Origin of the sequence: Streptomyces sp. NPDC059785 (assembly GCF_042732375.1) — a bacterium.
Classification (GTDB): domain Bacteria; phylum Actinomycetota; class Actinomycetes; order Streptomycetales; family Streptomycetaceae; genus Streptomyces.
On record NZ_JBHWHV010000093.1, the window covers coordinates 1 to 24,427 of the forward strand.

Below are 24,427 nucleotides of genomic sequence, written 5' to 3' on the forward strand. Positions count from 1 at the left end.
CTCCCGTACGAACCGTACGGGAGCCCCTTCGCCGAAGGTGAGGCTCTTCTAGCCGCCGAACTCCTGAAGACCCTTCAGCGCCTGGTCGAGCAGCGCCTGACGGCCGTCCAGCTCGCTCTGGAGCTTGTCGGCCTTCGAGGCGTTGCCCTGCGCGCGCGCCGCGTCGATCTGGCCCCGGAGCTTGTCCACGGCCGCCTGGAGCTGGCCGGTCAGACCCTCGGCACGCGCGCGTGCCTCGGGGTTGGTCCGGCGCCACTCGGCGTCTTCGGACTCCTGGAGCGCCCGCTCCACCGCGTGCATCCGGCCCTCGACCTTGGGCCGGGCGTCCCGCGGCACGTGGCCGATGGCCTCCCAGCGCTCGTTGATCGAGCGGAAGGCGGCGCGGGCGGTCTTGAGGTCCTGCACCGGGACGAGCCGCTCGGCCTCCTCGGCCAGCTCCTCCTTCAGCTTCAGGTTCTCCGCCTGCTCCGCGTCCCGCTCGGCGAACACCGAGCTGCGGGCCGCGAAGAAGACGTCCTGGGCGCCGCGGAAGCGGTTCCACAGGTCGTCCTCGTGCTCGCGCTGGGCACGGCCCGCGGCCTTCCAGTCCGTCATCAGCTCGCGGTACCGGGCCGCCGTCGGACCCCAGTCGGTCGAACCGGACAGCGCCTCGGCCTCCGCGACCAGCTTCTCCTTGGCCTTGCGGGCCTCCTCGCGCTGCGCGTCCAGCGAGGCGAAGTGCGCCTTGCGGCGCTTGGAGAACGCCGAGCGCGCGTGCGAGAAGCGGTGCCACAGCTCGTCGTCCGACTTGCGGTCGAGCCGGGGCAGCCCCTTCCAGGTGTCGACCAGCGCGCGCAGCCGCTCGCCCGCCGCCCGCCACTGGTCGCTCTGTGCCAGTTCCTCCGCCTCGGTGACCAGGGCCTCCTTGGCGTGCCGCGCCTCGTCGGACTGCCTGGCCCGCTGCGCCTTGCGCTCCTCACGGCGCGCGTCGACCGTCTCGACCAGCTTGTCGAGCCGCGTACGCAGGGCGTCCAGGTCACCGACCGCGTGGTGCGCGTCGACCTGCTCCCGCAGATGCCCGATGGCGGTCTGGGCGTCCTTCGCCGACAGGTCGGTGGTCTTCACTCGCTTCTCGAGGAGGCCGATCTCGACAACCAGTCCCTCGTACTTGCGCTCGAAGTAGGCCAGCGCCTCCTCGGGGGAGCCGGCCTGCCAGGAACCGACGACCTGCTCGCCGTCGGCCGTACGCACGTACACGGTCCCCGTCTCGTCGACGCGGCCCCACGGGTCGCTGCTCACAGCGCCTCCTCCACATGATGCCTGCGGAGGGCTTGCGCACCCCCGGGCATCGTCCACAGTTTCGTCACGGCCAACATAGGCGACCGGCGGGGCGGCTGTCCGCATCCCGCGCGACCGAAATTTCGCAGTTGGCGGTCAGGATTTCGTCACGGTCAACTTGTTGATCACGACGGTCGCGTTGGGGGCGCCGTCGCCCTGGCCCGTGCTCTCGCCGGCGGCCGCGATCTTCTTGAGCACCTTCAGGCCGGACTTGGACACAGTTCCGAACGGTGTGTAGCTGGGCGGAAGCTGACTGTCCTGGTAGACGAGGAAGAACTGGCTGCCGCCGGTGTGCGACTCGCCCGTGTTCGCCATGGCCACCGTGCCCGCCGGATACACGTTGTCCTTGAGGCTCTTGTCCTTCAGGTTCTCGTCCGGGATCGTGTAGCCCGGTCCGCCGCTGCCGGTGCCCTGGGGGTCGCCGCACTGCAGGACGTAGATGCCCGAGGTGACCAGCCGGTGGCACTTGGTGTGGTCGAAGAAGCCCTTGCCCGCCAGGAAGTTGAACGAGTTCACCGTGTGCGGCGCCGCCGACGTCTTCAGGTCGAGGTCGATGTCGCCGCAGGTCGTCGCCAGCTTCATCGTGTAGTCCGCGGACTTGTCGATGGTCATCGCCGGCTCCTTCTTCCAGCTCAGCGACTTCACCTTGCCCTTCGCGGCCTTGTCGCACGGGTCCGGCGCCTTGCTGGTCGCCGAGGCGCTGGGCGTCACCTCCGCGCCGGCGTTCTCCTTCTTGTCGTCGTTCTTGAAGACCCCGGTCGCGTAGGACACGACGCTGCCCACCACGACGACCCCGAGGACCGAGGCGACCACCGCGTTGCGTGCGCGCGCCTTGCGCCGCGCCGTGGTGCGCCGCTGCTGCTGTCGCAAGAACTTCTCCCGGGCGAGCTGACGCCGCCGCTGTTCCTGGCTGACCACCGGGTTGTCTCCTCATGCGTCTCGTGCGTCGAGTGGGAGGCGTGCGTCGTACGAGCCGACCGCCTGCGTGTGCCCCGTACCGTATATGGGTTAGCTGAGGAAACGGCAGCGCCGGTAGGCTCTGATGTGCAGCCACCCGCCGCCGTACAGCCTCTGTACGGCACAAACGAAGGACGATCGTGCTCATTGCCGGGTTCCCCGCAGGGGCCTGGGGGACCAACTGTTACCTGGTCGCCCCCGCCGCGGGTGAGGAGTGCGTGATCATCGACCCGGGCCATCAGGCCGCCCAGGGAGTCGAGGACGCGCTCGCCAAGCATCGGCTCAAGCCCGTCGCGGTCATCCTCACCCACGGCCACATCGACCACACCGCCTCGGTCGTCCCGGTCTGCGGAGCGCACGGCGTACCGGCCTGGATCCACCCCGACGACCGGTACATGATGAGCGACCCCGAGAAGGCCCTCGGCCGCTCCATCGGCATGCCGCTGATGGGCGAGCTGACCGTGGGGGAGCCGGACGACGTCAGGGAGCTGGCGGACGGCGCCGAGCTGGACCTCGCGGGCCTCGGCTTCTCCGTCGCGCACGCGCCCGGCCATACCAAGGGGTCGGTGACCTTCCGGATGCCCGAGACCGCGGACGTGCCGTCCGTGTTCTTCTCCGGGGATCTGCTCTTCGCCGGCTCCATCGGACGCACCGACCTGCCCGGCGGTGACATGGCCGAGATGCTCGACTCGCTGGCCCGCGTGTGCCTGCCGCTCGACGACTCGACCGTGGTGCTGTCCGGCCACGGCCCCCAGACGACCATCGGCCAGGAGCGCGCCACCAACCCGTATCTGCGGCAGGTGGCGGCGCCCGGCCAAGGGAGCGCCGACGCTCCCCGACGAGGAATGTGACGAGACCTTTCCGTGAGCACCTTCCAGGCCCCCAAGGGCACCTACGACCTGATCCCGCCGAACAGCGCCAAGTACCTCGCCGTCCGCGAGGCGATCGCCGCCCCGCTGCGCGCCTCGGGCTACGGCTACATCGAGACGCCCGGCTTCGAGAGCGTCGAGCTGTTCGCGCGCGGTGTCGGTGAGTCCACCGACATCGTCACCAAGGAGATGTACGCCTTCGAGACCAAGGGCGGTGACAAGCTGGCGCTGCGCCCTGAGGGCACCGCCTCCGTGCTGCGCGCCGCCCTGGAGGCCAACCTGCACAAGGCGGGCAACCTCCCCGTCAAGCTCTGGTACTCGGGCTCCTACTACCGCTACGAGCGTCCCCAGAAGGGCCGCTACCGCCACTTCTCGCAGGTCGGCGCCGAGGCGATCGGCGCGGAGGACCCGGCGCTCGACGCCGAGCTGATCATCCTGGCCGACCAGGCGTACCGCTCGCTGGGCCTGCGTGACTTCCGCATCCTGCTGAACAGCCTCGGTGACAAGGAGTGCCGCCCCGTCTACCGTGCCGCGCTCCAGGACTTCCTGCGCGGCCTCGACCTGGACGAGGACACCCTGCGCCGCGCCGAGATCAACCCCCTGCGGGTCCTCGACGACAAGCGCGACAGCGTCCAGAAGCAGCTCGACGGCGCCCCGCTGCTGCGCGACTACCTGTGCGACGCCTGCAAGGCGTACCACGAGGAGGTGCGCGAGCTGATCACGGCCGCGGGCGTCTCCTTCGAGGACGACCCCAAGCTGGTGCGCGGCCTGGACTACTACACGCGCACGACCTTCGAGTTCGTCCACGACGGTCTCGGCTCGCAGTCCGCGGTGGGCGGCGGCGGCCGCTACGACGGGCTCTCCGAGATGCTCGGCGGCCCCGCGCTGCCGTCCGTCGGCTGGGCCCTCGGCGTCGACCGCACGGTCCTCGCACTGGAGGCGGAAGGCGTCGAGCTCGAACTCCCCGCGGCCACCACGGTCTTCGCGGTGCCGCTCGGCGACGAGGCCCGCCGCGTGCTCTTCGCCAAGGTCAACGAGTTGCGCAAGGTCGGCGTCGCGGCCGACTTCTCGTACGGCGGCAAGGGCCTGAAGGGCGCCATGAAGAACGCCAACCGCAGTGGGGCGCGCTTCACCATCGTGGCCGGGGAACGCGACCTCGCCGAGGGCGTCGTCCAGCTCAAGGACATGGAGTCCGGCGACCAGACCCCCGTCGGCGTCAACGAGATCGTGGCGGAACTGGAAGCACGGCTGGGCCCGCGGGCCTGACCGCGCAGATAACGCGGACACGGGGCGGGGCGCCGGACGGGCGCCCCGCCCGCCTCACTCCAGCAACCCGAACCGCATCGCGCTCGTGACGGCTGCCGTGCGGTCGGTGACCCCGAGCTTGCCGAAGGCGCGCAGCAGGTGGGTCTTGACGGTCGACTCGCCGATGAACAGGCGGCGGCCGATCTCCGCGTTGGTGTGGCCCTCCGCCACCAGGCGCAGTACGGCGGTCTCCCGCTCCGACAGGCGCGGACGTTCCGGTCGCGTCCGCAACTGGTCGACCAGCCGGGCCGCGACCGCCGGGGCCAGCACGGTCTCGCCGCGCGCGGCGGCCCGCACCGCCTCGGCCAGCTCATCGCGCGGCAGGTCCTTCAGCAGATAGCCCGCCGCACCCGCCTCCACCGCCCGCAGGATGTCCCGGTCGTCCTCGTAGGTGGTGAGCACGACCACCCGGCACTCCAGCCCCGCCTCGGTCATCCGGGCGATCGAGTCGACGCCCCCGCCGCCGGGCATCCGCAGGTCCATCAGCACGATGTCGGGGCGGAGCTCCGCGGCCAGCGCCTCCGCCCGCGGTCCGCTGGAGGCGTCGGCGACCACGTCGAGATCGGGCTCGGCGCTGAGCATCGCGCGCAGCCCCTCGCGTACGACGGGATGGTCGTCGGCGAGGACGATCCGGATCACGGTGTGCATGAGGCGCTCCCCGCGGCTGCTACCGGCGGCACGGGCAACCGGACGGTGACCGCCGTGCCGCGCCCCGGCGCGCTGGTCACCCGGACCGTGCCACCCGCCTCGGCGGCCCGCGCCCGCAGCCCCGCCAGACCGTAGCCGTCGGTCGGCGCCGCCGGGTCGAAGCCGCGGCCGTCGTCCCGTACGGACACGGTGAGCGTCTCGTCGCCGTAGCCGAGGGCGATGGTGACGGCCGGTGAACTCCCGGCGTGCTTGCGGCAGTTGGCCAGGGCTTCCTGGCAGGCGCGCAGGATCACCACCTCTGGCCCCGCGGGCAGCGCGCGCACGGGCCCGGTCACCTCGACGGCGGCGTCGTGGCGGGCCGCGAGCCGGCGCAGGGCGTCCGGCAGCGACGCGCCGTCCAGGTCCGCGGGCGCGCCCCCGGCGACCAGCGCCCGCGCCTCGGCGAGGTTCTGCCGGGCGGTGCGGGCCATCAGCGCCAGATGGCGGCGGGCCTGCGGCGGATCGTCGTCCATCTCGGTCTCCACCGCCTGCGTCAGCATCAGCAGGCTGGTGAAGCCCTGCGTCAAAGTGTCGTGGATCTCCCGGGCCAGGCGCTCGCGCTCGGCGAGCGCGCCGTGCGCGGCGGAGAGCCGGGAGAGTTCGTGGCGGCTGGCGTCCAACTCGGCGATCAGTTCGGCTCGTTCCTGGCTCTGCTCGATGATGCGGATCACCCAGCTTCCCACGGCCACCGAGAAGACCAGAGTGACCAGGGAGGACAGCGCGTTGGAGAACACGTCCCGGCCGCCGGGCCACCACAGCAGCGCCCAGCCCGCCACCGGCGCGACATTGATCACGGTGACGGCGGCCAGGGCCAGGCGCATGCGCAGCGCCATGAAGCACTGGGCGACGAGCGCGAAGGTGATCAGCCGGCTCTCGCCGACCAGGACCGCGGCGGGCAGGAACAGCAGCAGCGCTCCCGCGAGGTACCGGACGGCCCGCCGTTCGCCGGCCGGGTCGCCCCGCATGACGGGGCGGCCCACCAGCACGTACCAGGGCACGAGCGGCACCAGCAGCGCCGCCGCGACGACCGGCCAGGGCTGCCCGTCCGGGCAGTCCGCGCCCAGCACGAACACCAGGGTGGCCACCCAGACGACGGCGAAGTACGAGTCCCAGAGCCGGAACGAGCGGTCCCAGGTGTACGCGTCGGGCGCCCCGGCCCGGCCGCTCATCCGTCGCGCCGGTTCTTCCACCGGAAGGTCAGCAGACACAGCAGCAATCCTCCGGCGCACCAGGCCGCGAGCACCAGAGCGATGCGCCCGTACTCCCAGCTTCCCGCGGGCTCCAGCATCCGCGCCGACTCCGGCAGGAACACGCCCCGCAGCCCCTGGCACATCCACTTCAGCGGGAAGAGCGCACCGATGCCGAGCAGCCAGCCCGGGATCGTGCCGACCGAGATGTACACCCCGGAGATGAACTGGAGCACCAGGAACGGCAGGACGACCACGGAGGTGGCGCTCGCGCCGGACCTCGGGACCGAACTGATCGCGATGCCCAGCAGGGCGCACGCCGTCAGCCCGAGCACGAAGATCCAGCCGAAGGCGAACCACTTCCCGGCCCCGGCGGGCAGCTCCACGCCGTACAGCGTGACGCCGACGGCGAGCATGACGGCCGTCTCCAGGATCGCGGTGACCAGGACCAGCCAGACCTTGCCCAGGAAGTACGCGGCCGGCGGCATCGGTGTGCCGCGCAGCCGGCGCAGCACCTGCTCGTCCCGCTCGACCGCGATCGAGATGCCGAGCGACTGGAAGCCGGTGGTCATGATGCCGGCCGCCATCATCGCCGGTACGTAGAGCTGGGAGGCGGTGACACCGGTCCCGGCGACGCTGTCGCGGAAGATCGACGCGAACAGGAACAGGAGGACGACCGGGAGGGCCAAGGAGAACACCGCCTGGTCGCGCCGCCGGAAGAACTGCCTCAGCTCCAGGGCGCCCCGGTGCATCCCGAGCCGCCAGGCCCCGGGGAGCCGGCCGCTGCCCGTGGCGCCGCGCGCCCGTACGGCCGTCGCCGTCATGCCGTCGCCTCCTGCTCCCGCTGCCGCCCGTGCCGTGCGGCGGACCTGTCCTGCTGCTCCCGCCCGTGCCGTGCGGCGGACCGGTCCCGGCCGGTCGGCGGTGCCTGCCCGGCGGCCCGGTCCTGCCCGGCTGCCTGGTCCTGGCCGGCGGCCCGGTCCTGCCCGGCTGCCCGGTCCTGGCCCGTCAGCCGGAGGTAGACGTCCTCCAGGGTGGGCCGGCTCACCCGCAGCCCCGGGATCTCGCCGTCGAAACGGCTCAGCAGACCGGCCACCGTGAGCGTGGGCGTCCCGGTGTGCTCGGCGCGCGGCGTGCCGTCGGGCTCCGTCCACTCGACGGTCGCGCCGGTGCCGTGCAGGCGGCGCAGCTCGGCCGGCCCGCCCTCGGCGACCACCTGGCCCCGCGCGACGACGGCGAGCCGGTCGGCCAGCGCCTCGGCCTCCTCCAGGTAGTGCGTGGTCAGCAGGATCGTCGTGCCCTCGTCGGCCAGCGCGCGGATCAGCTCCCAGAACCGTCTGCGGGCCGCCGGGTCGAACCCTGTCGTCGGCTCGTCGAGCAGCAGCAGGTCCGGGTCCCCGATCACCCCGAGCGCCACGTCGAGCCGGCGCCGCTGACCGCCCGAGAGCGCGCTGCTGCGCCGGTCGGCCTGGTCCGCCAGACCCACGAGGCCGATGACGGCGCCGGGGTCACGGGGCGCCGGGTAGAAGCGGGCGAAGTGCCGTACGGTCTCGCGGACCGTCAACTCCGCGGGCGCGGATTCGTCCTGCCGGACGATGCCGATCCGCGAGCGCCACGCGCGCGTGGGCGACGCCGGGTCCGCGCCGAGCACCCGGACCTCGCCCGCGTCCCGGGCGCGGTCGCCCTGGAGTATCTCCACCGTGGTGCTCTTGCCCGCGCCGTTCGGCCCGAGCAGGCCGAACACCTCGCCGTGCCGGATGCCGAGGTCGATGCCGTCCACGGCGGTCACGTCCCCGTACCGCTTGCGCAGTCCCCGTACGTCCACCGCGAGTCCGTCTCCGTGTGCTGTCATGCGGGCAAGACTCGCGGCGAACCGAACGCTCCGGGACAGCCGTGCGTACCTCCTTATGTCCATCGAACGGTGGACACGACCTTCCGTGCGGCACAATGACCCTGCCCGCAGCTCACCTTTCACTAGTGACGGAATCGGCGTGATGAGCAAGACGACAGTCAAGGACAGCGTCTCCAGCGACCCGGAGCGCGTCGACGCCCCAAGGACGGTGGGCGGCAGCCGCGCCCTGGCCCTGCTGCTGGTGATCACCGGCGCGGCCGGTCTGCTGGCCGCGTGGGTCATCACGATCGACAAGTTCAAGCTGCTCGAGGACCCGGGCTTCGTGCCCGGGTGCAGCCTGAACCCGGTCGTCTCCTGCGGCAACATCATGAAGAGCGACCAGGCCGCCGCCTTCGGGTTCCCGAACCCGATGCTCGGCCTCGTCGCCTACGGCATCGTGATCTGCGTCGGCATGAGCCTGCTCGCCCGCGCCACCTTCCCGCGCTGGTACTGGCTGACCTTCAACGCGGGCACGTTGTTCGGCGTGGGCTTCTGCACCTGGCTCCAGTTCCAGTCGCTGTACCGGATCAACGCGCTCTGCCTGTGGTGCAGCCTCGCCTGGGTCGCCACGATCCTCATGTTCTGGTACGTGACCTCGTTCAACATCCGCAACGGCTTCCTGCCCGCGCCCCGCCCGCTGAAGAACTTCTTCGGCGAGTTCACCTGGGTCCTGCCCGTGCTGCACATCGGCGTCATCGGCATGCTGATCCTGACCCGCTGGTGGGACTTCTGGACGAGCTGACCCCGCCAGGGCCCCGGAGGACCGGGGCCCGCGGCGTTGTCAGTGCGGTGACATAGGGTTTTGGTGTGGAGCCCGACCTGTTCACCGCCGCAGCAGAAGAACGCCAGGAGAAGGATCCGTCCGGCAGCCCCCTGGCGGTGCGGATGCGCCCGCGGACCCTCGACGAAGTCGTGGGCCAGCGCCATCTGCTCAAGCCCGGTTCACCGCTGCGCAGACTGGTCGGCGAGAGCGGCGGCGGCCCCGCGGGACCGTCCTCGGTGATCCTCTGGGGCCCGCCGGGCATCGGCAAGACGACCCTCGCGTACGTGGTTTCCAAGGCGACGAACAAGCGCTTCGTGGAGCTGTCGGCGATCACCGCGGGCGTCAAGGAGGTGCGCGCGGTCATCGACGGCGCCCGCCGCGCCTCCGGCGGGTACGGCAAGGAGACCGTCCTCTTCCTCGACGAGATCCACCGCTTCAGCAAGGCCCAGCAGGACTCCCTGCTTCCCGCCGTGGAGAACCGCTGGGTGACCCTGATCGCCGCGACCACGGAGAACCCGTACTTCTCGGTGATCTCGCCGCTGCTGTCCCGCTCGCTCCTGCTCACCCTCGAACCGCTCACGGACGACGACATCCGCGGCCTGCTGCGCCGGGGGCTGACCGAGGAGCGCGGCCTCAAGGACGCCGTCACTCTGCCCGAGGACACCGAGGGGCACCTGCTGCGGATCGCCGGCGGCGACGCCCGCCGGGCGCTGACCGCCCTGGAGGCCGCGGCCGGCGCCGCGCTCGACAAGGGCGAGCCGGAGATCACCCTCCAGACCCTGGAGGAGACGGTCGACCGCGCCGCCGTGACGTACGACCGTGCGGGCGACCAGCACTACGACGTCGCCAGCGCCCTGATCAAGTCCATCCGCGGCTCGGACGTGGACGCCGCCCTGCACTATCTGGCGCGGATGATCGAGGCCGGCGAGGACCCCCGCTTCATCGCCCGCCGCCTGATGATCTCCGCCAGCGAGGACATCGGCCTCGCCGACCCGAACGCACTGCCCCTCGCGGTCGCCGCGGCCCAGGCGGTCGCGATGATCGGCTTCCCCGAGGCCGCGCTCACCCTGAGCCACGCCACCATCGCCCTCGCCCTGGCCCCCAAGTCGAACGCGGCGACCACCGCCATCGGCGCCGCCATGGAGGACGTCCGCAAGGGCCACGCGGGCCCGGTCCCGCCCCACCTGCGCGACGGGCACTACAAGGGCGCCGCCAAGCTGGGCCACGCCCAGGGCTACGTGTATCCGCACGACCTGCCCGAAGGCATCGCCGAGCAGCAGTACGCCCCGGACGCCATCAGGGACCGCGAGTACTACACCCCCACCCGGCACGGAGCGGAGGCCCGGTACGCGGACGCGGTGGAGTGGACCAGGAACCACCTCGGTCGCAAGCGGTCCTGAGCGGCCTGTAGACTTCCCGGAGCGCCGAGTCCCGTGCCGTCAGAGCGGGACACCCGGCCGGAACCGGTCTTCCGGAGGACACCGTCCTTCACCGACCGGCTCCAGGAGCGTCGCGCACCGTCGATCGGTGTCGCGGGCAGCCCACCACCACCCGGACCTCCGGGAGCGGTCGGTGGGCCACTCGCGTGCTGCACATAGTGCCCAGACCAGGGGAGCGGCTGCCCGGTGGGTCCCCAGCGGACCCGACGGGATTCCCCGGCTGCGGATGCGACCTCCCTCGACACTGACAAGCCGGTAACCAGAAAAGGAAAACAGTGGCGAACCAGTCCCGCCCCAAGGTCAAGAAGTCGCGTGCCCTCGGCATCGCGCTGACCCCGAAGGCCGTCAAGTACTTCGAGGCCCGCCCCTACCCGCCGGGTGAGCACGGCCGCGGCCGCAAGCAGAACTCGGACTACAAGGTCCGTCTGCTCGAGAAGCAGCGTCTGCGCGCGCAGTACGACGTGTCCGAGCGCCAGCTCGTCCGCGCCTACGAGCGTGCCGCCAAGACGCAGGGCAAGACCGGTGAGGCCCTGGTCATCGAGCTCGAGCGCCGTCTCGACGCGCTGGTGCTGCGTTCGGGTATCGCCCGCACGATCTACCAGGCCCGCCAGATGGTCGTCCACGGCCACATCGAGGTCAACGGCCAGAAGGTCGACAAGCCGTCCTTCCGCGTCAAGCCGGACGACGTCGTCATGGTCCGCGAGCGCAGCCGTCAGAAGCCGCTGTTCGAGGTCGCCCGCGAGGGTGGCTTCGCCGCCGACGGCGAGACCCCGCGCTACCTCCAGGTGAACCTCAAGGCCCTGGCGTTCCGCCTGGACCGCGAGCCGAACCGCAAGGAGATCCCGGTGATCTGCGACGAGCAGCTCGTCGTCGAGTACTACGCCCGCTGATCACCTCACGGACGTAGCACCACCCGCGCGATCAGCCCGCCGTCTCCCCGCCCTTCCGGGTGGGCGAGGCGGCGGGCTCTCGCGTGTCCGCCGCATCCTTGTCCGCCGCTTCCATGCCCGCGGTCTCGCCCACGGGGGTCGCCGGCACTCCGCGCGGCGACGGGACCGCGCCGAGCGGCCGGGCACCGGCCCCGCCGAGCGCCCGGGCCACCGCCGCCTCGCGCCCCAGCAGGGCCCCGGCCCGTACGGCGGCCTCGTAGCGCTCGTCGCCGAGCCGTCTCCTGGCGGTCGTCTCGCAGCGCTGGTGCGGGGCGTTGTAGTGCGCCGAACCGAACAGCGGCAGGCCCACCGACGGCCACAGCCGGGACGCCGCGCCCTGGAGCAGCGCCGCCTCGGCCGGATCGCCCTCCTCCGCCGTGACCAGCGCGAGCAGCTCGATCCCGAGGACCGTGCCGAGCAGGTCGCGGAAGGCGTGGCCGATGCCGATGCTCTCCCGCAGCAGCTCACGGGCGCGCGCCGGCTCGCCCGCGGTCCACGCTCCGTAAGCCAGGACGTACAGGGCGTACGCCATCGCCCACCGCTCGCCGTGGTCCTCGCAGACCTGGCGCACGTCCTCGCACAGCGTCATCGCGACCGGCAGCTCGCCCTGGAACGCCATCGCCATCGCCAGCTCGACCTGGCCCATCAGGACATTGCTGTTCAGCTCGCCGATCTCGTGGTAGCGGTCGAGCGCGGAGCGCAGCAGGGCCTCGGCGCGCGGCATGTCGTCCGTGACCAGCGCCAGACAGCCGGTGCGGTGCTCGGCGTAGGCGAGGGCGGCCGGGTTGCCGGTGCGTTCGGCCTCCTCGCGGCAGGTCTGGAGCGCGGCGAGCGCCGGCACCACGTCGCCCTGGAGCACGGCGACGTAACCGAGCACCCACAGCGCCTTCAGCCGCGACTGCTCGCAGACCTGGTCCTCGCCGTCCAGTTCGAGGCCGCGTTCCAGCCAGTGCCGGCCCTCCGCTAGACGGCCGCAGCCGACCCAGTAGAACCACAGGCTGGCCGCCAGGTACTGGCCGAGGTGCGCGTCGTCCGGCTCGGTCAGGGAGTGCTCGAGCGCGCACCGCAGATTCGGCAGCTCCGTCTCGATGCGGACCGCGATCTCGTCCTGCCGCGGCGAGAACCAGTCCAGCTCGCACCAGGTGGCCAGGCCCATGTACCAGTCGCGGTGGCGGCGGCGCAGCCGCGTCGCGTCGCCCGTCGCCGCCAGCCAGTCGGCGCCGTAGGCCCGGACCGTGTCCAGCATCCGGTAGCGCACGCCGACGGCCGTCTCCTCCCGGGACAGCACGGACTGGGCGAGCAGCGCGCCGAGCACGTCGAGGACGTCCTCGGCCGGCAGCCCGTCGCCGCTGCACACGTATTCCGCCGCGTCCAGGTCGAACTGCCCGGCGAACACCGTGAGGCGCGACCACAGCAGCCGTTCCGCCGGGGTGCACAGCTCGTGGCTCCAGCCGATCGCGGTGCGCAGCGTCCGGTGGCGGTCCGGCGCGTCGCGGCCGCCGCCCGTCAGCAGCCCGAACCGGTCCGCGAGACGGGTCAGCAACTGGGCGGGGGAGAGGACGCCCAGCCGGCCAGCGGCCAGTTCCAGGGCGAGCGGGATGCCGTCGAGGCGGCGGCACAGCTCCAGGACGTCGGACCGGTTGCCGTCGTGGACGGCGAAGCCGGGGATCCGGGCCGCCGCCCGTTCGGCGAGGAGCCGCACGGCCTCCGGCTCGGGCAGTGGCGCCAGCGGCAGCAGCCGTTCGCCCGCGACGTCGAGCGGCCGCCGCCCCGCGGCGAGCACCCGCAGCCCGGGACAGCCGCGCAGCAGCTCGCCGACCAGCGAGGCGCACGCGTCCACCAGGTGCTCGAACCCGTCGAGGACCATCAGGACGCGGCGCCCGGCGAGATGCCCGAGCAGCATCTGCCGCGGGGAGCGCGCGGTGTGGTCCGTCAGACCGAGCGCCTCGGCGACCGCGTACTCCACGAACTCCGCGTCGCGCACCGTGGCCAGCTCCACCCGCCACACCCCGTCCCGCGGTGCGGTGCGCGCCGCCGCATGCGCCGCGAGCCGGGACTTGCCCACACCGCCCACGCCCGTGACGGTCACCAGCCGGTGCTCCTGAACCATCCCGGCCAGCCGCGTCAGCTCGGCCGAGCGCCCCACGAACGCGTTCAGTTCCACGGGGAGGTTGCCCGGACGGGAGGGGGACGAGATGCCGGGGCGGCGAGAAGGCTGCATGGGACACGGAGCGTACTGACCCATGCGCGTTCCGTACAATCGGTTCGTCCTTGTCCGGACACGTGAGCCGGTGACGCGGTGCCCGGACACGGGAGCCGGTAATGCGGTACGGAGCCACGGCCACGGCGCGATAGGCTCGTGGGACTGAATCTCTAGGGTCCGAAGCCGAACGCGCGTCGTCGCGCGTCACACACGTCATCAGGGAGCGGGTGCACACAGTGTCCGGTGGAGAGGTGGCCGGAATCCTGGTGGCCGTTTTCTGGGCGATCCTGGTCTCGTTCCTCGCCGTCGCGCTGGCGAGGCTGGCCCAGACGCTCAGGGCGACCACCAAGCTCGTGGCGGACGTGACCGACCAGGCCGTCCCGCTGCTGGCCGACGCCTCCGCGGCGGTGCGCTCCGCACAGACCCAGATCGACCGGGTCGACGCCATCGCGTCGGACGTCCAGGAGGTCACGTCGAACGCGTCGGCGCTGTCGACGACGGTCGCGTCCACCTTCGGCGGCCCGCTGGTGAAGGTCGCGGCGTTCGGCTACGGAGTGCGCCAGGCCCTCGGCGGCCGGCGCGCGGAGACCGTGTCCCCCAAGTCGCCCCGGCGCACCGTGATCGTGGGCCGCACCGTCCCGTCCGCGCGACGGGGAAAGCGGAAGAAGGACTGACGCAGCGATGTTCCGCCGTACGTTCTGGTTCACCGCGGGCGCAGCCGCCGGTGTGTGGGCCACCACCAAGGTCAACCGCAAGCTCAAGCAGCTCACCCCCGAGAGCCTCGCGGCGCAGGCCGCGAACAAGGCGATCGAGGCGGGCCACCGGCTCAAGGACTTCGCGCTCGACGTCCGCGAGGGCATGGCCGAGCGGGAGGCCGAACTCGACGAGGCGCTCGGCCTGAACACCACGGCCGGCCCCGAAGCACTCCCCGCCCCACGGCGCTTCGCCGCCCTGGAGAACCGCACCAACCCGAAGTACGCCGACAGGACGACGTACTCGTACAACCGGAATGAGGACCACTGATGGAGTCGGCCGAGATTCGCCGCCGCTGGTTGAGCTTCTTCGAGGACCGCGGTCACACCGTCGTGCCTTCGGCGTCGCTCATCGCGGACGACCCGACTCTGCTCCTCGTCCCCGCGGGCATGGTCCCCTTCAAGCCGTACTTCCTCGGCGAGGTCAAGCCGCCCTTCGACCGCGCCACCAGCGTGCAGAAGTGCGTGCGCACCCCTGACATCGAAGAGGTCGGCAAGACCACCCGCCACGGCACGTTCTTCCAGATGTGCGGGAACTTCTCCTTCGGCGACTACTTCAAGGAAGGCGCCATCACCTACGCCTGGGAGCTGCTCACCTCGCCCCAGGACAAGGGCGGTTACGGGCTCGACCCGGAGCGCCTGTGGATCACGGTCTACCTCGACGACGACGAGGCCGAGGCCATCTGGCGCGACAAGATCGGCGTCCCGGTCGAGCGCATCCAGCGCCTGGGCAAGAAGGACAACTTCTGGTCCATGGGCGTCCCCGGCCCGTGCGGTCCGTGTTCGGAGATCAACTACGACCGCGGCCCCGAGTTCGGCGTCGAGGGCGGCCCGGCCGTCAACGACGAGCGCTACGTGGAGATCTGGAACCTGGTCTTCATGCAGTACGAGCGCGGCGAGGGCACCTCGAAGGAGGACTTCGAGATCCTCGGCGACCTGCCGAGCAAGAACATCGACACGGGCCTCGGCCTGGAACGCCTCGCCATGATTCTGCAGAACGTGCAGAACATGTACGAGATCGACACCTCCATGGCCGTCATCAAGAAGGCCACCGAGCTGACCGGCGTGCAGTACGGCGCCGCCCACGGCAGCGACGTCTCCCTGCGTGTGGTCACCGACCACATGCGCACCTCCGTGATGCTCATCGGCGACGGCGTCACGCCGGGCAACGAGGGCCGTGGCTACGTGCTGCGCCGCATCATGCGCCGTGCCATCCGCAACATGCGCCTCCTCGGCGCCACCGGACCGGTCGTCCAGGAACTTGTCGACACCGTCATCGAGACGATGGGGCAGCAGTACCCGGAGCTGGTCACCGACCGCAAGCGGATCGAGACCGTCGCCCTCGCCGAGGAGAACGCCTTCCTCAAGACGCTGAAGTCCGGCACCAACATCCTCGACTCCGCCGTCGAGGAGACCAAGGCCGCGGGCGGCACCGTACTCGCCGGCGACAAGGCCTTCCTGCTCCACGACACCTGGGGCTTCCCGATCGACCTCACCCTGGAGATGGCCGCCGAGCAGGGCCTTTCCGTGGACGAGGACGGCTTCCGCCGTCTGATGAAGGAGCAGCGGGAGCGCGCCAAGGCCGACGCCCAGACCAAGAAGACCGGCCACGCCGACCTCGGCGCCTACCGCGAGATCGCCGACACGGCCGGTGCCACCGACTTCATCGGCTACACGCAGACCGAGGGCGAGACCAGCGTCGTCGGCATCCTGGTCGACGGTGTCTCCTCGCCGGCCGCCTCCGAGGGCGACGAGGTCGAGATCGTCCTGGACCGCACGCCGTTCTACGCCGAGGGCGGCGGCCAGATCGGCGACACCGGCCGCATCAAGACCGACGCGGGCGCCGTCATCGAGGTTCGCGACACCCAGAAGCCGGTCCCGGGCGTCTACGTGCACAAGGGCGTCGTTCAGGTCGGCCAGGTCACGGTCGGCGCCAAGGCCGAGGCCGTGATCGACGTACGCCGCCGCAAAGCCATCGCCCGTGCCCACTCGGCCACGCACCTCACGCACCAGGCGCTGCGCGACGCCCTCGGCCCGACGGCCGCCCAGGCCGGTTCCGAGAACCAGCCCGGCCGGTTCCGCTTCGACTTCGGCTCCCCGTCCGCCGTGCCCACGGCCGTGATGACGGACGTCGAGCAGAAGATCAACGAGGTGCTCGCCTACGAGCTGGACGTGCACGCAGAGGTCATGGGCATCGACGAGGCCAGGAAGCAGGGCGCCATCGCCGAGTTCGGCGAGAAGTACGGCGAGCGGGTCCGCGTCGTGACGATCGGCGAGTTCTCCAAGGAGCTGTGCGGCGGTACGCATGTGCACAACACCGCGCAGCTCGGGCTGGTGAAGCTGCTCGGCGAGTCCTCCATCGGCTCCGGGGTGCGCCGTATCGAGGCCCTGGTGGGCGTCGACGCCTACAACTTCCTCGCCCGGGAGCACACGGTCGTCGCCCAGCTCCAGGAGCTGGTCAAGGGCCGTCCCGAGGAGCTGCCGGAGAAGGTCTCGGCCATGCTCGGCAAGCTGAAGGACGCCGAGAAGGAGATCGAGAAGTTCCGCGCGGAGAAGGTCCTCCAGGCCGCCGCGGGGCTGGTCGAGTCCGCCAAGGACGTCCGCGGTGTCGCCCTGGTCACCGGCCAGGTCCCGGACGGCACGACCGCCGACGACCTGCGCAAGCTCGTCCTCGACGTGCGCGGCCGCATCCAGGGCGGCCGGGCCGCCGTGGTCGCTCTGTTCACCACTGTGAACGGCAAGCCGCTGACGGTCATCGCCACCAACGAGGCCGCCCGCGAGCGCGGTCTCAAGGCCGGTGACCTGGTGCGTACGGCCGCCAAGACGCTCGGCGGCGGCGGTGGCGGCAAGCCGGACGTCGCCCAGGGCGGTGGCCAGAACGCGGCTGCCGTCGGGGACGCCGTCGGGGCCGTCGAGCGGCTTGTCGGCGAGACGGCCAAGTAGGAATCGGCCGAAGATGCGCAGAGGACGTCGTCTCGCGATCGATGTCGGGGACGCCCGGATCGGGGTCGCCTCGTGCGACCCCGACGGGATCCTCGCGACCCCGGTCGAGACCGTGCCGGGACGTGATGTCCCGGCGGCCCACCGCAGGCTGAAAGCGCTGGTCGAGGAGTACGAGCCGATCGAAGTCGTGGTCGGGCTCCCGCGTTCCCTGAAGGGGGGCGAGGGCCCGGCCGCGGTCAAGGTGCGTGCCTTCGCTCAGGAGCTGGCGCGCGGCATCGCGCCGGTGCCGGTACGTCTTCTCGACGAGAGGATGACCACGGTGACGGCGGGGCAGGGCCTGCGCGCCTCCGGCGTGAAGTCCAAGAAGGGCAGGTCGGTCATCGACCAGGCCGCCGCGGTCATCATCCTGCAACAGGCCCTTGAGTCCGAACGGGCGTCTGGCCGAGCACCGGGCGAGGGCGTCGAAGTGGTCATCTGATCGCGATACTGTAACGTTCCGCGCGATGTGGTGGTGTTCGAACAGCCGCCGCACAGCAAGAGGCGGAGCGGAAGCCGGGCGGGACCCGCACAGCAGCCGTCGCCTCGCGGCTCTAGGGGATCGATGACTGAGTATGGCCGGGGCCCAGGCTCCGAACCGTGGCATCCGGAGGACCCGTTGTACGGGGACCACGGATGGGGAGGGCAGGCCGCCCACGACGGCCAGCCCCCCTACGGCGGCCAGCCGCAGCACTACCCGCAGCAGCCGCAGCAGCCGCAGTACGGCGACTGGGGCACCGGAGCACAGCCCGGATACGACCAGGGCCACCAGCAGTACGGCGATCAGAGCCACCAGCACTACGGCGACCAGGGCGGACAGCTGTACGACCCGTCGCAGCAGCAGCAGCAACAACAACAGCAGCAGTACCAGGGGCAGGGGTATCCGCAGTTCGCCGGGCAGGGGCATCCGCAACATCCCGGGCAGCACCAGCAGTACGCCCAGCAGGGTGGTCAGGGCTACCCCCAGCAGCACCAGCAGGGGGGCTACGGCGGCGAGGCCCACCCCCAGGTGGCGTATCCCGCCGACCCGGCCGACCCCTACGGGAGCCAGGACGCCGCGTACGCCGGCGAGCAGCCCGATTTCTACGACACCCCGGACGCGTACCCGCCGCCGGAGCCGCCCGCCAGGCGGCGCGCCGAACCGGAACCGCGCACCGACTGGGATCCCGGGCCCGACGAGGGCGAGCACGCCTTCTTCTCCGGCGAGGACGACGAGTCCGACGACGAGGCGGACGGGCGGGGCGGGCGGGGGGACAGGCGGGGCCGGGGCGGCGGCAAGGGGAAGAAGCGCCGCAGCGGCTGCGCCTGTCTCGTCGTCGTCCTGGTCTTCGGCGGCGGCATCGGCGGCGTCGGGTACTTCGGCTGGCAGTTCTACCAGGATCGTTTCGGCGCGGCGCCCGACTACGCGGGGGACGGCACCGGGGAGACGGTGACGGTCACCATCAAGAAGGGGGCCGGCGGCTACGCCATCGGCCAGGCGCTGAAGGACGCGGGCGTCGTCAAGAGCGTCGACGCGTTCGTCGCCGCGCAGTCCCAGAACGCCAACGGTGACAAGATCCAGGCGGGCGCCTACACCCTCGAGAAACAGATGTCGGCAGAAAGCGCTGTCACGCTGATGCTGAGTCCGAAGAGCAGGAACAACCTCACCGTCTACGAGGGCGAGCGCAACGCGACGGTCTACACCGCCATCGACAAGCGTCTCGGTCTGGACAAGGGCACCACGAAGGACGTCGCCGAGAAGAAGTGGAAGTCTCTCGGCCTTCCGGACTGGGCGAACACGGACAAGGACATCAAGGACCCGCTGGAAGGTTTCCTTTACCCGTCCACCTATCCGGTGTCGAAGGGCATGAAACCCCAGGAGGTCCTCGAGCAGATGGTGGACCTGGCCAAGGAGAAGTACGCCGAGCTCGGCATCCAGGCCAAGGCCGGCAAGCTCGGTCTCGACAACCCGCTCCAGGTCCTCACCGTGGCGAGCCTCGTGCAGGCCGAGGGCAACAACAAGGCCGACTTCGAGAAGGTCGCGACGGTCGTCTACAACCGGCTCAAGCCGAACAACACGGAGACGTACGGCCTGCTCGACTTCGACTCGACGGTGAACTACCTCAGGGGTGAGTCCAAGCTGGCCACCGGCTCCGTCAACCAGCTCCGGCAGATCGACGACCCGTACAACACGTACAAGATCAAGGGGCTGCCGCCCGGGCCGATCGGGAATCCCGGGCAGGTGGCGATCGAGTCCGCGCTGAAGCCGGCCAAGGGCGACTGGTACTACTTTGTGTCGCTGAAGGACAAGACGCTGTTCGCCGTGACGAACGAAGAGCACAACCGCAACCGTGAGAAGTACCTCGAGGAACAGCAGGAGCAATGAGCGGCACCGCCACCGACAGCAAGCGCAGGGCAGCCGTCCTGGGGCATCCGATCGGGCACTCCCTCTCGCCGGCACTGCACCGCGCCGCCTACGACGAGCTGGGACTCGACGGCTGGTCGTACGACCGCTTCGAGGTGGACGAGCAGGCGCTGCCCGGCTTCTTCGGGGACCTCGGCCCCGAGTGGGCGGGCCTGTCGCTGACCATGCCGCTCAAGCGCGCCGTCATCCCGCTGCTCGACGAGGTCAGCGAGACGGCGGCCTCCGTCGAGGCCGTCAACACCGTCGTGTGCACCGAGGACGGGCGGCGCCTCGGTGACAACACCGACATCCCCGGGATGGTCGCCGCGCTGCGCGAGCGCGGGGTCGAGGAGGTCGGCTCCGCGGCCGTCCTCGGCGCCGGTGCCACCGCCTCCTCCGCCCTGGCCGCGCTCGCCCGGATCTGCACCGGCGAGGTCGTCGCGTACGTGCGCAGCGCCGCCCGGGCCGCCGAGATGCGGCAGTGGGGCGAGCGGCTCGGCATCGAGGTCCGTACCGAGGACTGGGCGCACGCCGAGCGGGCCTTCGAGGCGCCGCTCGTGATCGCCACCACCCCGGCGGGCACCACGGACGCGCTCGCCGCCGCCGTGCCCGAACGGCCCGCCACCCTCTTCGACGTGCTGTACGAGCCCTGGCCCACCGTGCTCGCCGCGCGCTGGTCCGCGTACGGCGGTGCCGTGGTCAGCGGGCTCGACCTGCTCGTGCACCAGGCCGTGCTCCAGGTCGAGCAGATGACCGGCTGCCCGGCCGCGCCCGTGGAGGCCATGCGCAAGGCGGGCGAGCACGCCCTCGCCACCCGCTGAGCGCCCGGCCCCTCCGCCCCGTCCCGCCTGATGGACCTGCGGCCGGTCCACGCGGCCGGACGTGGGAGGATCGGGGGTGGCGGGCCAGGGCCGCGCACCCGGTCGCGCCGACGCTGCACGCGAGGACGCGTGTACGCAGCAGCAGTACCAGGGCGCGAGCATGAGGAGCACCGTTGAGCAGGTTGCGCTGGCTGACCGCGGGGGAGTCCCACGGTCCCGCACTTGTCGCGACGCTGGAGGGCCTTCCCGCCGGCGTGCCGATCACCACGGACATGGTGGCCGACCACCTGGCCCGGCGGCGCCTGGGCTATGGGCGCGGTGCCCGGATGAAATTCGAGCGCGACGAGGTCACCTTCCTGGGCGGCGTCCGGCACGGGCTCACCCTCGGCTCCCCGGTCGCGGTCATGGTCGGCAACACCGAGTGGCCCAAGTGGGAGCAGGTCATGGCCGCCGACCCGGTCGACCCGCAGATCCTCGCCGACCTGGCGCGCAACGCCCCGCTGACCCGGCCGCGCCCCGGCCACGCCGACCTCGCGGGCATGCAGAAGTACGGCTTCGACGAGGCCCGGCCGATCCTGGAGCGCGCCTCGGCGCGCGAGACGGCGGCCCGGGTGGCGCTCGGCGCGGTGGCCCGCTCCTACCTCAAGGAGACGGCCGGCATCGAGATCGTCAGCCACGTCGTCGAACTGGCGGCCGCGAAGGCCCCGTACGGCGTCGTCCCCAAGCCCTCGGACGTCGAGAAGCTCGACGCCGACCCGGTGCGCTGCCTGGACGCGGATGCGTCGAAGGCGATGGTCGCGGAGATCGACCAGGCCCACAAGGACGGCGACACCCTCGGCGGCGTCGTCGAGGTCCTCGCCTACGGGGTGCCGGTCGGGCTCGGCTCGCACGTGCACTGGGACCGGCGGCTCGACGCCCGGCTGGCGGCCGCGCTCATGGGCATCCAGGCCATCAAGGGCGTCGAGGTGGGCGACGGTTTCGACCTCGCGCGGGTGCCGGGCTCGCAGGCGCACGACGAGATCGTGAACACCGGCGAGGGCATCCGGCGCTCATCGGGGCGTTCCGGCGGTACCGAGGGCGGGCTGACCACCGGCGAGCTGCTGCGGGTGCGGGCCGCGATGAAGCCGATCGCGACCGTGCCGCGGGCGCTGGCCACCGTCGACGTGGCGACCGGTGAGGCCACCAAGGCCCACCACCAGCGCTCCGACGTGTGTGCGGTGCCGGCGGCCGGGATCGTCGCCGAGGCCATGGTGGCGCTGGTCCTGGCGGACGCGGTGGCCGAGAAGTTCGGCGGCGACAGCGTCATCGAGACCGGCCGGAACGTGCGCTCCTACCTCGAGAACCTGGCGATCCGGTGAGCGAACCGGTGAGCGGCGCCCCGCTCGCACCACTGGTCGTCCTGGTAGGGCCGATGGGTGTCGGCAAGTCGACGGTGGGCGGGCTCCTGGCCGCGCGGCTCGGCTGCGCCTTCCGCGACACGGACGACGACATCGTGGCCGCCCAGGGACGCACCATCGCCGACATCTTCGTCGACGAGGGCGAACCCGCCTTCCGCGCCCTGGAGAAGCAGGCCGTGCACGCCGCGCTCGCCGAGCACGGCGGGGTGCTGGCGCTCGGCGGTGGCGCGATCCTCGACGAGGTCACGCGCGAACTGCTCGCCGGGCACCGTGTCGTCTACCTCTCGATGGAGGTCGAGGAGGCGGTCCAGCGCACCGGGCTCAACACGGCCCGGCCGCTGCTCGCGGTCAATCCGCGCCGGCAGTGGCGCGAGCTGATGGACGCCCGCCGCAGCCTGTACACCGATGTCGCCCACGCGGTCGTGGCGACCGACGGCCGCAGTCCCGAAGAGGTCGCCCAAGCGGTCCTCGACGCCCTGGAGTTGAAGGAAGCATGACGGAGCAGTCCGAACAGCCGGTCACCCGGATCCAGGTCGGCGGCAGCGCGGGCACCGACCCCTACGAGGTGCTCATCGGCCGGCAGCTCCTCGGTGAGCTCGGCGGTCTGATCGGCGACCGCGTCAAGCGCGTCGCGGTCATCCACCCCGAGGCGCTCGCCGAGACCGGCGAGGCGCTGCGCGCCGACCTCGCCGGGCAGGGCTTCGAGGCGGTCGCCATCCAGGTGCCGAACGCCGAGGAGGCGAAGACCGCCGAGGTCGCCGCCTACTGCTGGAAGGCGCTCGGGCAGTCCGGCTTCACCCGCTCCGACGTCGTCGTGGGCGTGGGCGGGGGCTCGACCACCGACCTCGCCGGATTCGTGGCCGCGACCTGGCTGCGCGGGGTGCGCTGGATCGCCGTCCCGACCACCGTGCTCGGCATGGTGGACGCGGCGGTCGGCGGCAAGACCGGCATCAACACCGCCGAGGGCAAGAACCTGGTGGGCGCGTTCCACCCGCCCGCCGGAGTGCTGTGCGACCTCGCCGCGCTGGACTCGCTGCCCGTGAACGACTTCGTGTCCGGGCTCGCCGAGATCATCAAGGCCGGTTTCATCGCCGACCCGGTGATCCTGGACCTCATCGAGGCCGATCCGGCCGCCGCGCGCACCCCGGCGGGGCCGCACACCGCCGAGCTCATCGAGCGCTCCATCAAGGTCAAGGCCGAGGTCGTCTCCGGCGACCTCAAGGAGTCCGGGCTGCGCGAGATCCTCAACTACGGGCACACCCTCGGGCACGCCATCGAGAAGAACGAGCGCTACAAGTGGCGGCACGGTGCTGCCGTCGCCGTCGGCATGCACTTCGCCGCGGAACTGGGCCGCCTCGCGGGCCGTCTGGACGACGCCACCGCCGACCGGCACCGTACGATCCTCGAATCGGTGGGGCTGCCGCTGAGCTACCGCTACGACCAGTGGCCCAAGCTCCTGGAGACCATGAAGGTCGACAAGAAGTCCCGTGGCGACCTGCTGCGCTTCATCGTCCTCGACGGCCTCGCCAAGCCCACCGTCCTGGAGGGCCCCGACCCGGCCGTCCTGCTCGCCGCCTACGGCGAGGTGGGCGAGTAACAGCGGCGTGGCCGCGGGCGAGTAGTACCGGTAGGGCCGCGTTGGCCCGATTCGCCGGTGCCCGCGGGCACTTCGACCCGTGCCCGGCCGTTCACACAACGACGGCCGGGGACGGTACCGTTCGGTAATGAGCGGGGTCCGAGCCCCGTTGTCAGCGCCCGAAGCCTGCGGCGAGCGAGCCGAAGGGGCGTGCCGGTGTCGAGAGGTCGAGCGCGCCAGGGCCCCAGGGCCGGGTGCGGCGGGTTCCCGGCACGAGCGCCGACGCCCCGGGGGCGAACCGAGCCCGAAGAACGAGACGGAGTGGCACCGGATGCAGCACGCAGTGGGAGCTCCGCTGCCGCCGCCCCACCAGCCGGGGCACGGACCGGCCACCGGCCGGCCACCCACGGGCCCCGCCGCGTCGGGTGCCCCGGGCCACCCCGGGCCCGCCGCGGGCCAGCACCCGCTCCAGGGACACCTGGGGGGACCGGCCGGGCAGCAGGCGGGAACTCCGGGACCGGCCGCTGAACAGCATCCGGGACTGCCGGGACTTGTCGCCGGGCAGCAGGCGGGAGCTTCGGGGCCGGCCGCTGAACAGCATCCGGGACTGCCGGGACTTGTCGCCGGGCAGCATGCGGGAGCTTCGGGGCCCGCCGAGCAGCACCCTGGACACCTGGGATCCGTCGCTGGGCAGCACGCGGGCCATCCGGGTCCGGCCGTCGAGCAGCCGGGGTATCCGGTGTCCCCTCCTGGGCAGTACCCCGGGCCTTCGGGAGCCGCTGCCGGGCAGTTCGCGGGTGCCCTTGGGGCGTCCGCCGGGCAGCATGCGGGAGCTTCGGGGCCCGCCGAGCAGCACCCTGGACACCTGGGTTCCCCCGCTGGGCAGCACGCGGGCCATCCGGGTCCGGCCGTCGAGCAGCCGGGGTATCCGGTGTCCCCTCCTGGGCAGTACCCCGGGCCTTCGGGAGCCGC

General features: G+C 71.8%; 20 protein-coding genes and 2 pseudogenes. 14 read left to right on the top strand and 8 right to left on the bottom strand.

The genetic code is table 11. The annotated features are described in order from the left end of the window. Window positions 1-48: 48 nt before the first annotated feature. Both ACFV6E_RS40220 and ACFV6E_RS40225 read right to left on the bottom strand, forming a co-directional pair. Window positions 49-1,278 carry a DUF349 domain-containing protein gene (locus ACFV6E_RS40220; protein ID WP_385171850.1) on the bottom strand — a complete coding sequence of 410 codons (1,230 nt, stop codon included), beginning with the start codon at window positions 1,276-1,278 and terminating at the stop codon, window positions 49-51. 135 nt (window positions 1,279-1,413) lie between these two features. Continuing rightward, window positions 1,414-2,235: a peptidylprolyl isomerase gene (locus tag ACFV6E_RS40225; protein ID WP_385468550.1), complete on the bottom strand. Its 822-nt coding sequence runs from the start codon at window positions 2,233-2,235 to the stop codon at window positions 1,414-1,416. A 179-nt stretch (window positions 2,236-2,414) separates the two neighbouring features. Here ACFV6E_RS40225 and ACFV6E_RS40230 point away from each other — a divergent pair, with 179 nt between their 5' ends. Further along, window positions 2,415-3,125 carry an MBL fold metallo-hydrolase gene (locus tag ACFV6E_RS40230; RefSeq protein WP_385171844.1) on the top strand — a complete coding sequence of 237 codons (711 nt, stop codon included), beginning with the start codon at window positions 2,415-2,417 and terminating at the stop codon, window positions 3,123-3,125. Window positions 3,126-3,137: 12 nt separating this feature from the next. Next, window positions 3,138-4,409, top strand: coding sequence for a histidine--tRNA ligase (gene hisS, locus ACFV6E_RS40235; protein ID WP_385468553.1), 1,272 nt, complete (start codon window positions 3,138-3,140; stop codon window positions 4,407-4,409). A gap of 54 nt (window positions 4,410-4,463) precedes the next feature. Here the strand turns inward: hisS and ACFV6E_RS40240 are convergent, their stop codons facing one another. The 4 genes and pseudogenes from ACFV6E_RS40240 to ACFV6E_RS40255 all read right to left on the bottom strand — a co-directional run. Further along, complete coding sequence (locus tag ACFV6E_RS40240) at window positions 4,464-5,087, bottom strand: response regulator (RefSeq protein ID WP_385468578.1); 624 nt, start codon at window positions 5,085-5,087, stop codon at window positions 4,464-4,466. Further along, window positions 5,084-6,304, bottom strand: coding sequence for a sensor histidine kinase (locus tag ACFV6E_RS40245; protein WP_385468581.1), 1,221 nt, complete (start codon window positions 6,302-6,304; stop codon window positions 5,084-5,086). The genes ACFV6E_RS40240 and ACFV6E_RS40245 overlap by 4 nt, the downstream gene beginning before the upstream one ends. Next, entirely contained in the window at window positions 6,301-7,146 is an 846-nt protein-coding gene (locus tag ACFV6E_RS40250; protein ID WP_385468556.1) for an ABC transporter permease, read from the bottom strand. The genes ACFV6E_RS40245 and ACFV6E_RS40250 overlap by 4 nt, the downstream gene beginning before the upstream one ends. A 167-nt stretch (window positions 7,147-7,313) precedes the next feature. Next, window positions 7,314-8,174: pseudogene (locus ACFV6E_RS40255) on the bottom strand (ABC transporter ATP-binding protein); the annotation flags it as partial. Between the two features lie 142 nt (window positions 8,175-8,316). Between ACFV6E_RS40255 and ACFV6E_RS40260 the strand changes: the two are divergent. The 3 genes from ACFV6E_RS40260 (at window position 8,317) to rpsD (ending at window position 11,305) form a co-directional block, all read left to right on the top strand. After that, window positions 8,317-8,955 (top strand): vitamin K epoxide reductase family protein, encoded by a 639-nt coding sequence (locus ACFV6E_RS40260; RefSeq protein ID WP_385171832.1) that lies wholly within the window; start codon window positions 8,317-8,319, stop codon window positions 8,953-8,955. A gap of 65 nt (window positions 8,956-9,020) precedes the next feature. Beyond that, window positions 9,021-10,376: a replication-associated recombination protein A gene (locus tag ACFV6E_RS40265; protein ID WP_385468559.1), complete on the top strand. Its 1,356-nt coding sequence runs from the start codon at window positions 9,021-9,023 to the stop codon at window positions 10,374-10,376. 314 nt (window positions 10,377-10,690) lie between these two features. Then, window positions 10,691-11,305: a 30S ribosomal protein S4 gene (gene rpsD, locus ACFV6E_RS40270; protein ID WP_030681098.1), complete on the top strand. Its 615-nt coding sequence runs from the start codon at window positions 10,691-10,693 to the stop codon at window positions 11,303-11,305. A gap of 31 nt (window positions 11,306-11,336) precedes the next feature. On the opposite strand, the gene ACFV6E_RS40275 is transcribed toward rpsD, so the two are convergent. After that, the gene (locus ACFV6E_RS40275) at window positions 11,337-13,565 is read right to left on the bottom strand and encodes an ATP-binding protein (RefSeq protein WP_385468562.1); all 2,229 of its coding nucleotides are present in this window, start codon (window positions 13,563-13,565) and stop codon (window positions 11,337-11,339) included. A gap of 209 nt (window positions 13,566-13,774) precedes the next feature. Between ACFV6E_RS40275 and ACFV6E_RS40280 the strand changes: the two genes are divergently transcribed. From ACFV6E_RS40280 to aroB, 9 genes are all read left to right on the top strand, one after another. Beyond that, window positions 13,775-14,221 (top strand): DUF948 domain-containing protein, encoded by a 447-nt coding sequence (locus ACFV6E_RS40280; protein WP_385171823.1) that lies wholly within the window; start codon window positions 13,775-13,777, stop codon window positions 14,219-14,221. Window positions 14,222-14,228: 7 nt separating this feature from the next. Next, complete coding sequence (locus ACFV6E_RS40285) at window positions 14,229-14,570, top strand: DUF6167 family protein (RefSeq protein WP_385468565.1); 342 nt, start codon at window positions 14,229-14,231, stop codon at window positions 14,568-14,570. Then, entirely contained in the window at window positions 14,570-17,242 is a 2,673-nt protein-coding gene (gene alaS, locus ACFV6E_RS40290) for an alanine--tRNA ligase (protein ID WP_385468567.1), read from the top strand. Before ACFV6E_RS40285 ends, alaS begins: the two co-directional genes overlap by 1 nt. Before the next feature lie 13 nt (window positions 17,243-17,255). Further along, window positions 17,256-17,720 (top strand): Holliday junction resolvase RuvX, encoded by a 465-nt coding sequence (gene ruvX, locus ACFV6E_RS40295; protein WP_385171818.1) that lies wholly within the window; start codon window positions 17,256-17,258, stop codon window positions 17,718-17,720. A 123-nt stretch (window positions 17,721-17,843) separates the two neighbouring features. Then, complete coding sequence (gene mltG / locus ACFV6E_RS40300; protein ID WP_385468570.1) at window positions 17,844-19,643, top strand: endolytic transglycosylase MltG; 1,800 nt, start codon at window positions 17,844-17,846, stop codon at window positions 19,641-19,643. Then, window positions 19,640-20,482, top strand: a complete 843-nt coding sequence (locus ACFV6E_RS40305) for a shikimate dehydrogenase (protein WP_385171813.1) — start codon at window positions 19,640-19,642, stop codon at window positions 20,480-20,482. Before mltG ends, ACFV6E_RS40305 begins: the two co-directional genes overlap by 4 nt. 173 nt (window positions 20,483-20,655) lie before the next feature. Further along, window positions 20,656-21,840 (top strand): chorismate synthase, encoded by a 1,185-nt coding sequence (gene aroC, locus ACFV6E_RS40310; RefSeq protein ID WP_385468573.1) that lies wholly within the window; start codon window positions 20,656-20,658, stop codon window positions 21,838-21,840. A gap of 53 nt (window positions 21,841-21,893) precedes the next feature. Continuing rightward, window positions 21,894-22,376: a shikimate kinase gene (locus ACFV6E_RS40315; RefSeq protein ID WP_385468584.1), complete on the top strand. Its 483-nt coding sequence runs from the start codon at window positions 21,894-21,896 to the stop codon at window positions 22,374-22,376. Then, the gene (gene aroB / locus ACFV6E_RS40320; protein WP_385171806.1) at window positions 22,373-23,476 is read left to right on the top strand and encodes a 3-dehydroquinate synthase; all 1,104 of its coding nucleotides are present in this window, start codon (window positions 22,373-22,375) and stop codon (window positions 23,474-23,476) included. Before ACFV6E_RS40315 ends, aroB begins: the two co-directional genes overlap by 4 nt. Window positions 23,477-23,627: 151 nt before the next feature. Here aroB and ACFV6E_RS40325 read toward each other — a convergent pair. Further along, window positions 23,628-24,427: pseudogene (locus tag ACFV6E_RS40325) on the bottom strand (hypothetical protein); the annotation flags it as partial.

What these genes read in the sequence shown, in the direction of transcription:
- ACFV6E_RS40245 (WP_385468581.1), bottom strand. Translation starts at nt 6,304, where the DNA reads ATGAGCGGCCGGGCCGGGGCGCCCGACGCGTACACCTGGGACCGCTCG.
- ACFV6E_RS40250 (WP_385468556.1), bottom strand. Translation starts at nt 7,146, where the DNA reads ATGACGGCGACGGCCGTACGGGCGCGCGGCGCCACGGGCAGCGGCCGG.
- ACFV6E_RS40260 (WP_385171832.1), top strand. Translation starts at nt 8,317, where the DNA reads ATGAGCAAGACGACAGTCAAGGACAGCGTCTCCAGCGACCCGGAGCGC.
- ACFV6E_RS40275 (WP_385468562.1), bottom strand. Translation starts at nt 13,565, where the DNA reads ATGCAGCCTTCTCGCCGCCCCGGCATCTCGTCCCCCTCCCGTCCGGGC.
- ACFV6E_RS40285 (WP_385468565.1), top strand. Translation starts at nt 14,229, where the DNA reads ATGTTCCGCCGTACGTTCTGGTTCACCGCGGGCGCAGCCGCCGGTGTG.
- alaS (WP_385468567.1), top strand. Translation starts at nt 14,570, where the DNA reads ATGGAGTCGGCCGAGATTCGCCGCCGCTGGTTGAGCTTCTTCGAGGAC.
- ruvX (WP_385171818.1), top strand. Translation starts at nt 17,256, where the DNA reads ATGCGCAGAGGACGTCGTCTCGCGATCGATGTCGGGGACGCCCGGATC.
- mltG (WP_385468570.1), top strand. Translation starts at nt 17,844, where the DNA reads ATGACTGAGTATGGCCGGGGCCCAGGCTCCGAACCGTGGCATCCGGAG.
- ACFV6E_RS40305 (WP_385171813.1), top strand. Translation starts at nt 19,640, where the DNA reads ATGAGCGGCACCGCCACCGACAGCAAGCGCAGGGCAGCCGTCCTGGGG.
- ACFV6E_RS40315 (WP_385468584.1), top strand. Translation starts at nt 21,894, where the DNA reads ATGGGTGTCGGCAAGTCGACGGTGGGCGGGCTCCTGGCCGCGCGGCTC.
- aroB (WP_385171806.1), top strand. Translation starts at nt 22,373, where the DNA reads ATGACGGAGCAGTCCGAACAGCCGGTCACCCGGATCCAGGTCGGCGGC.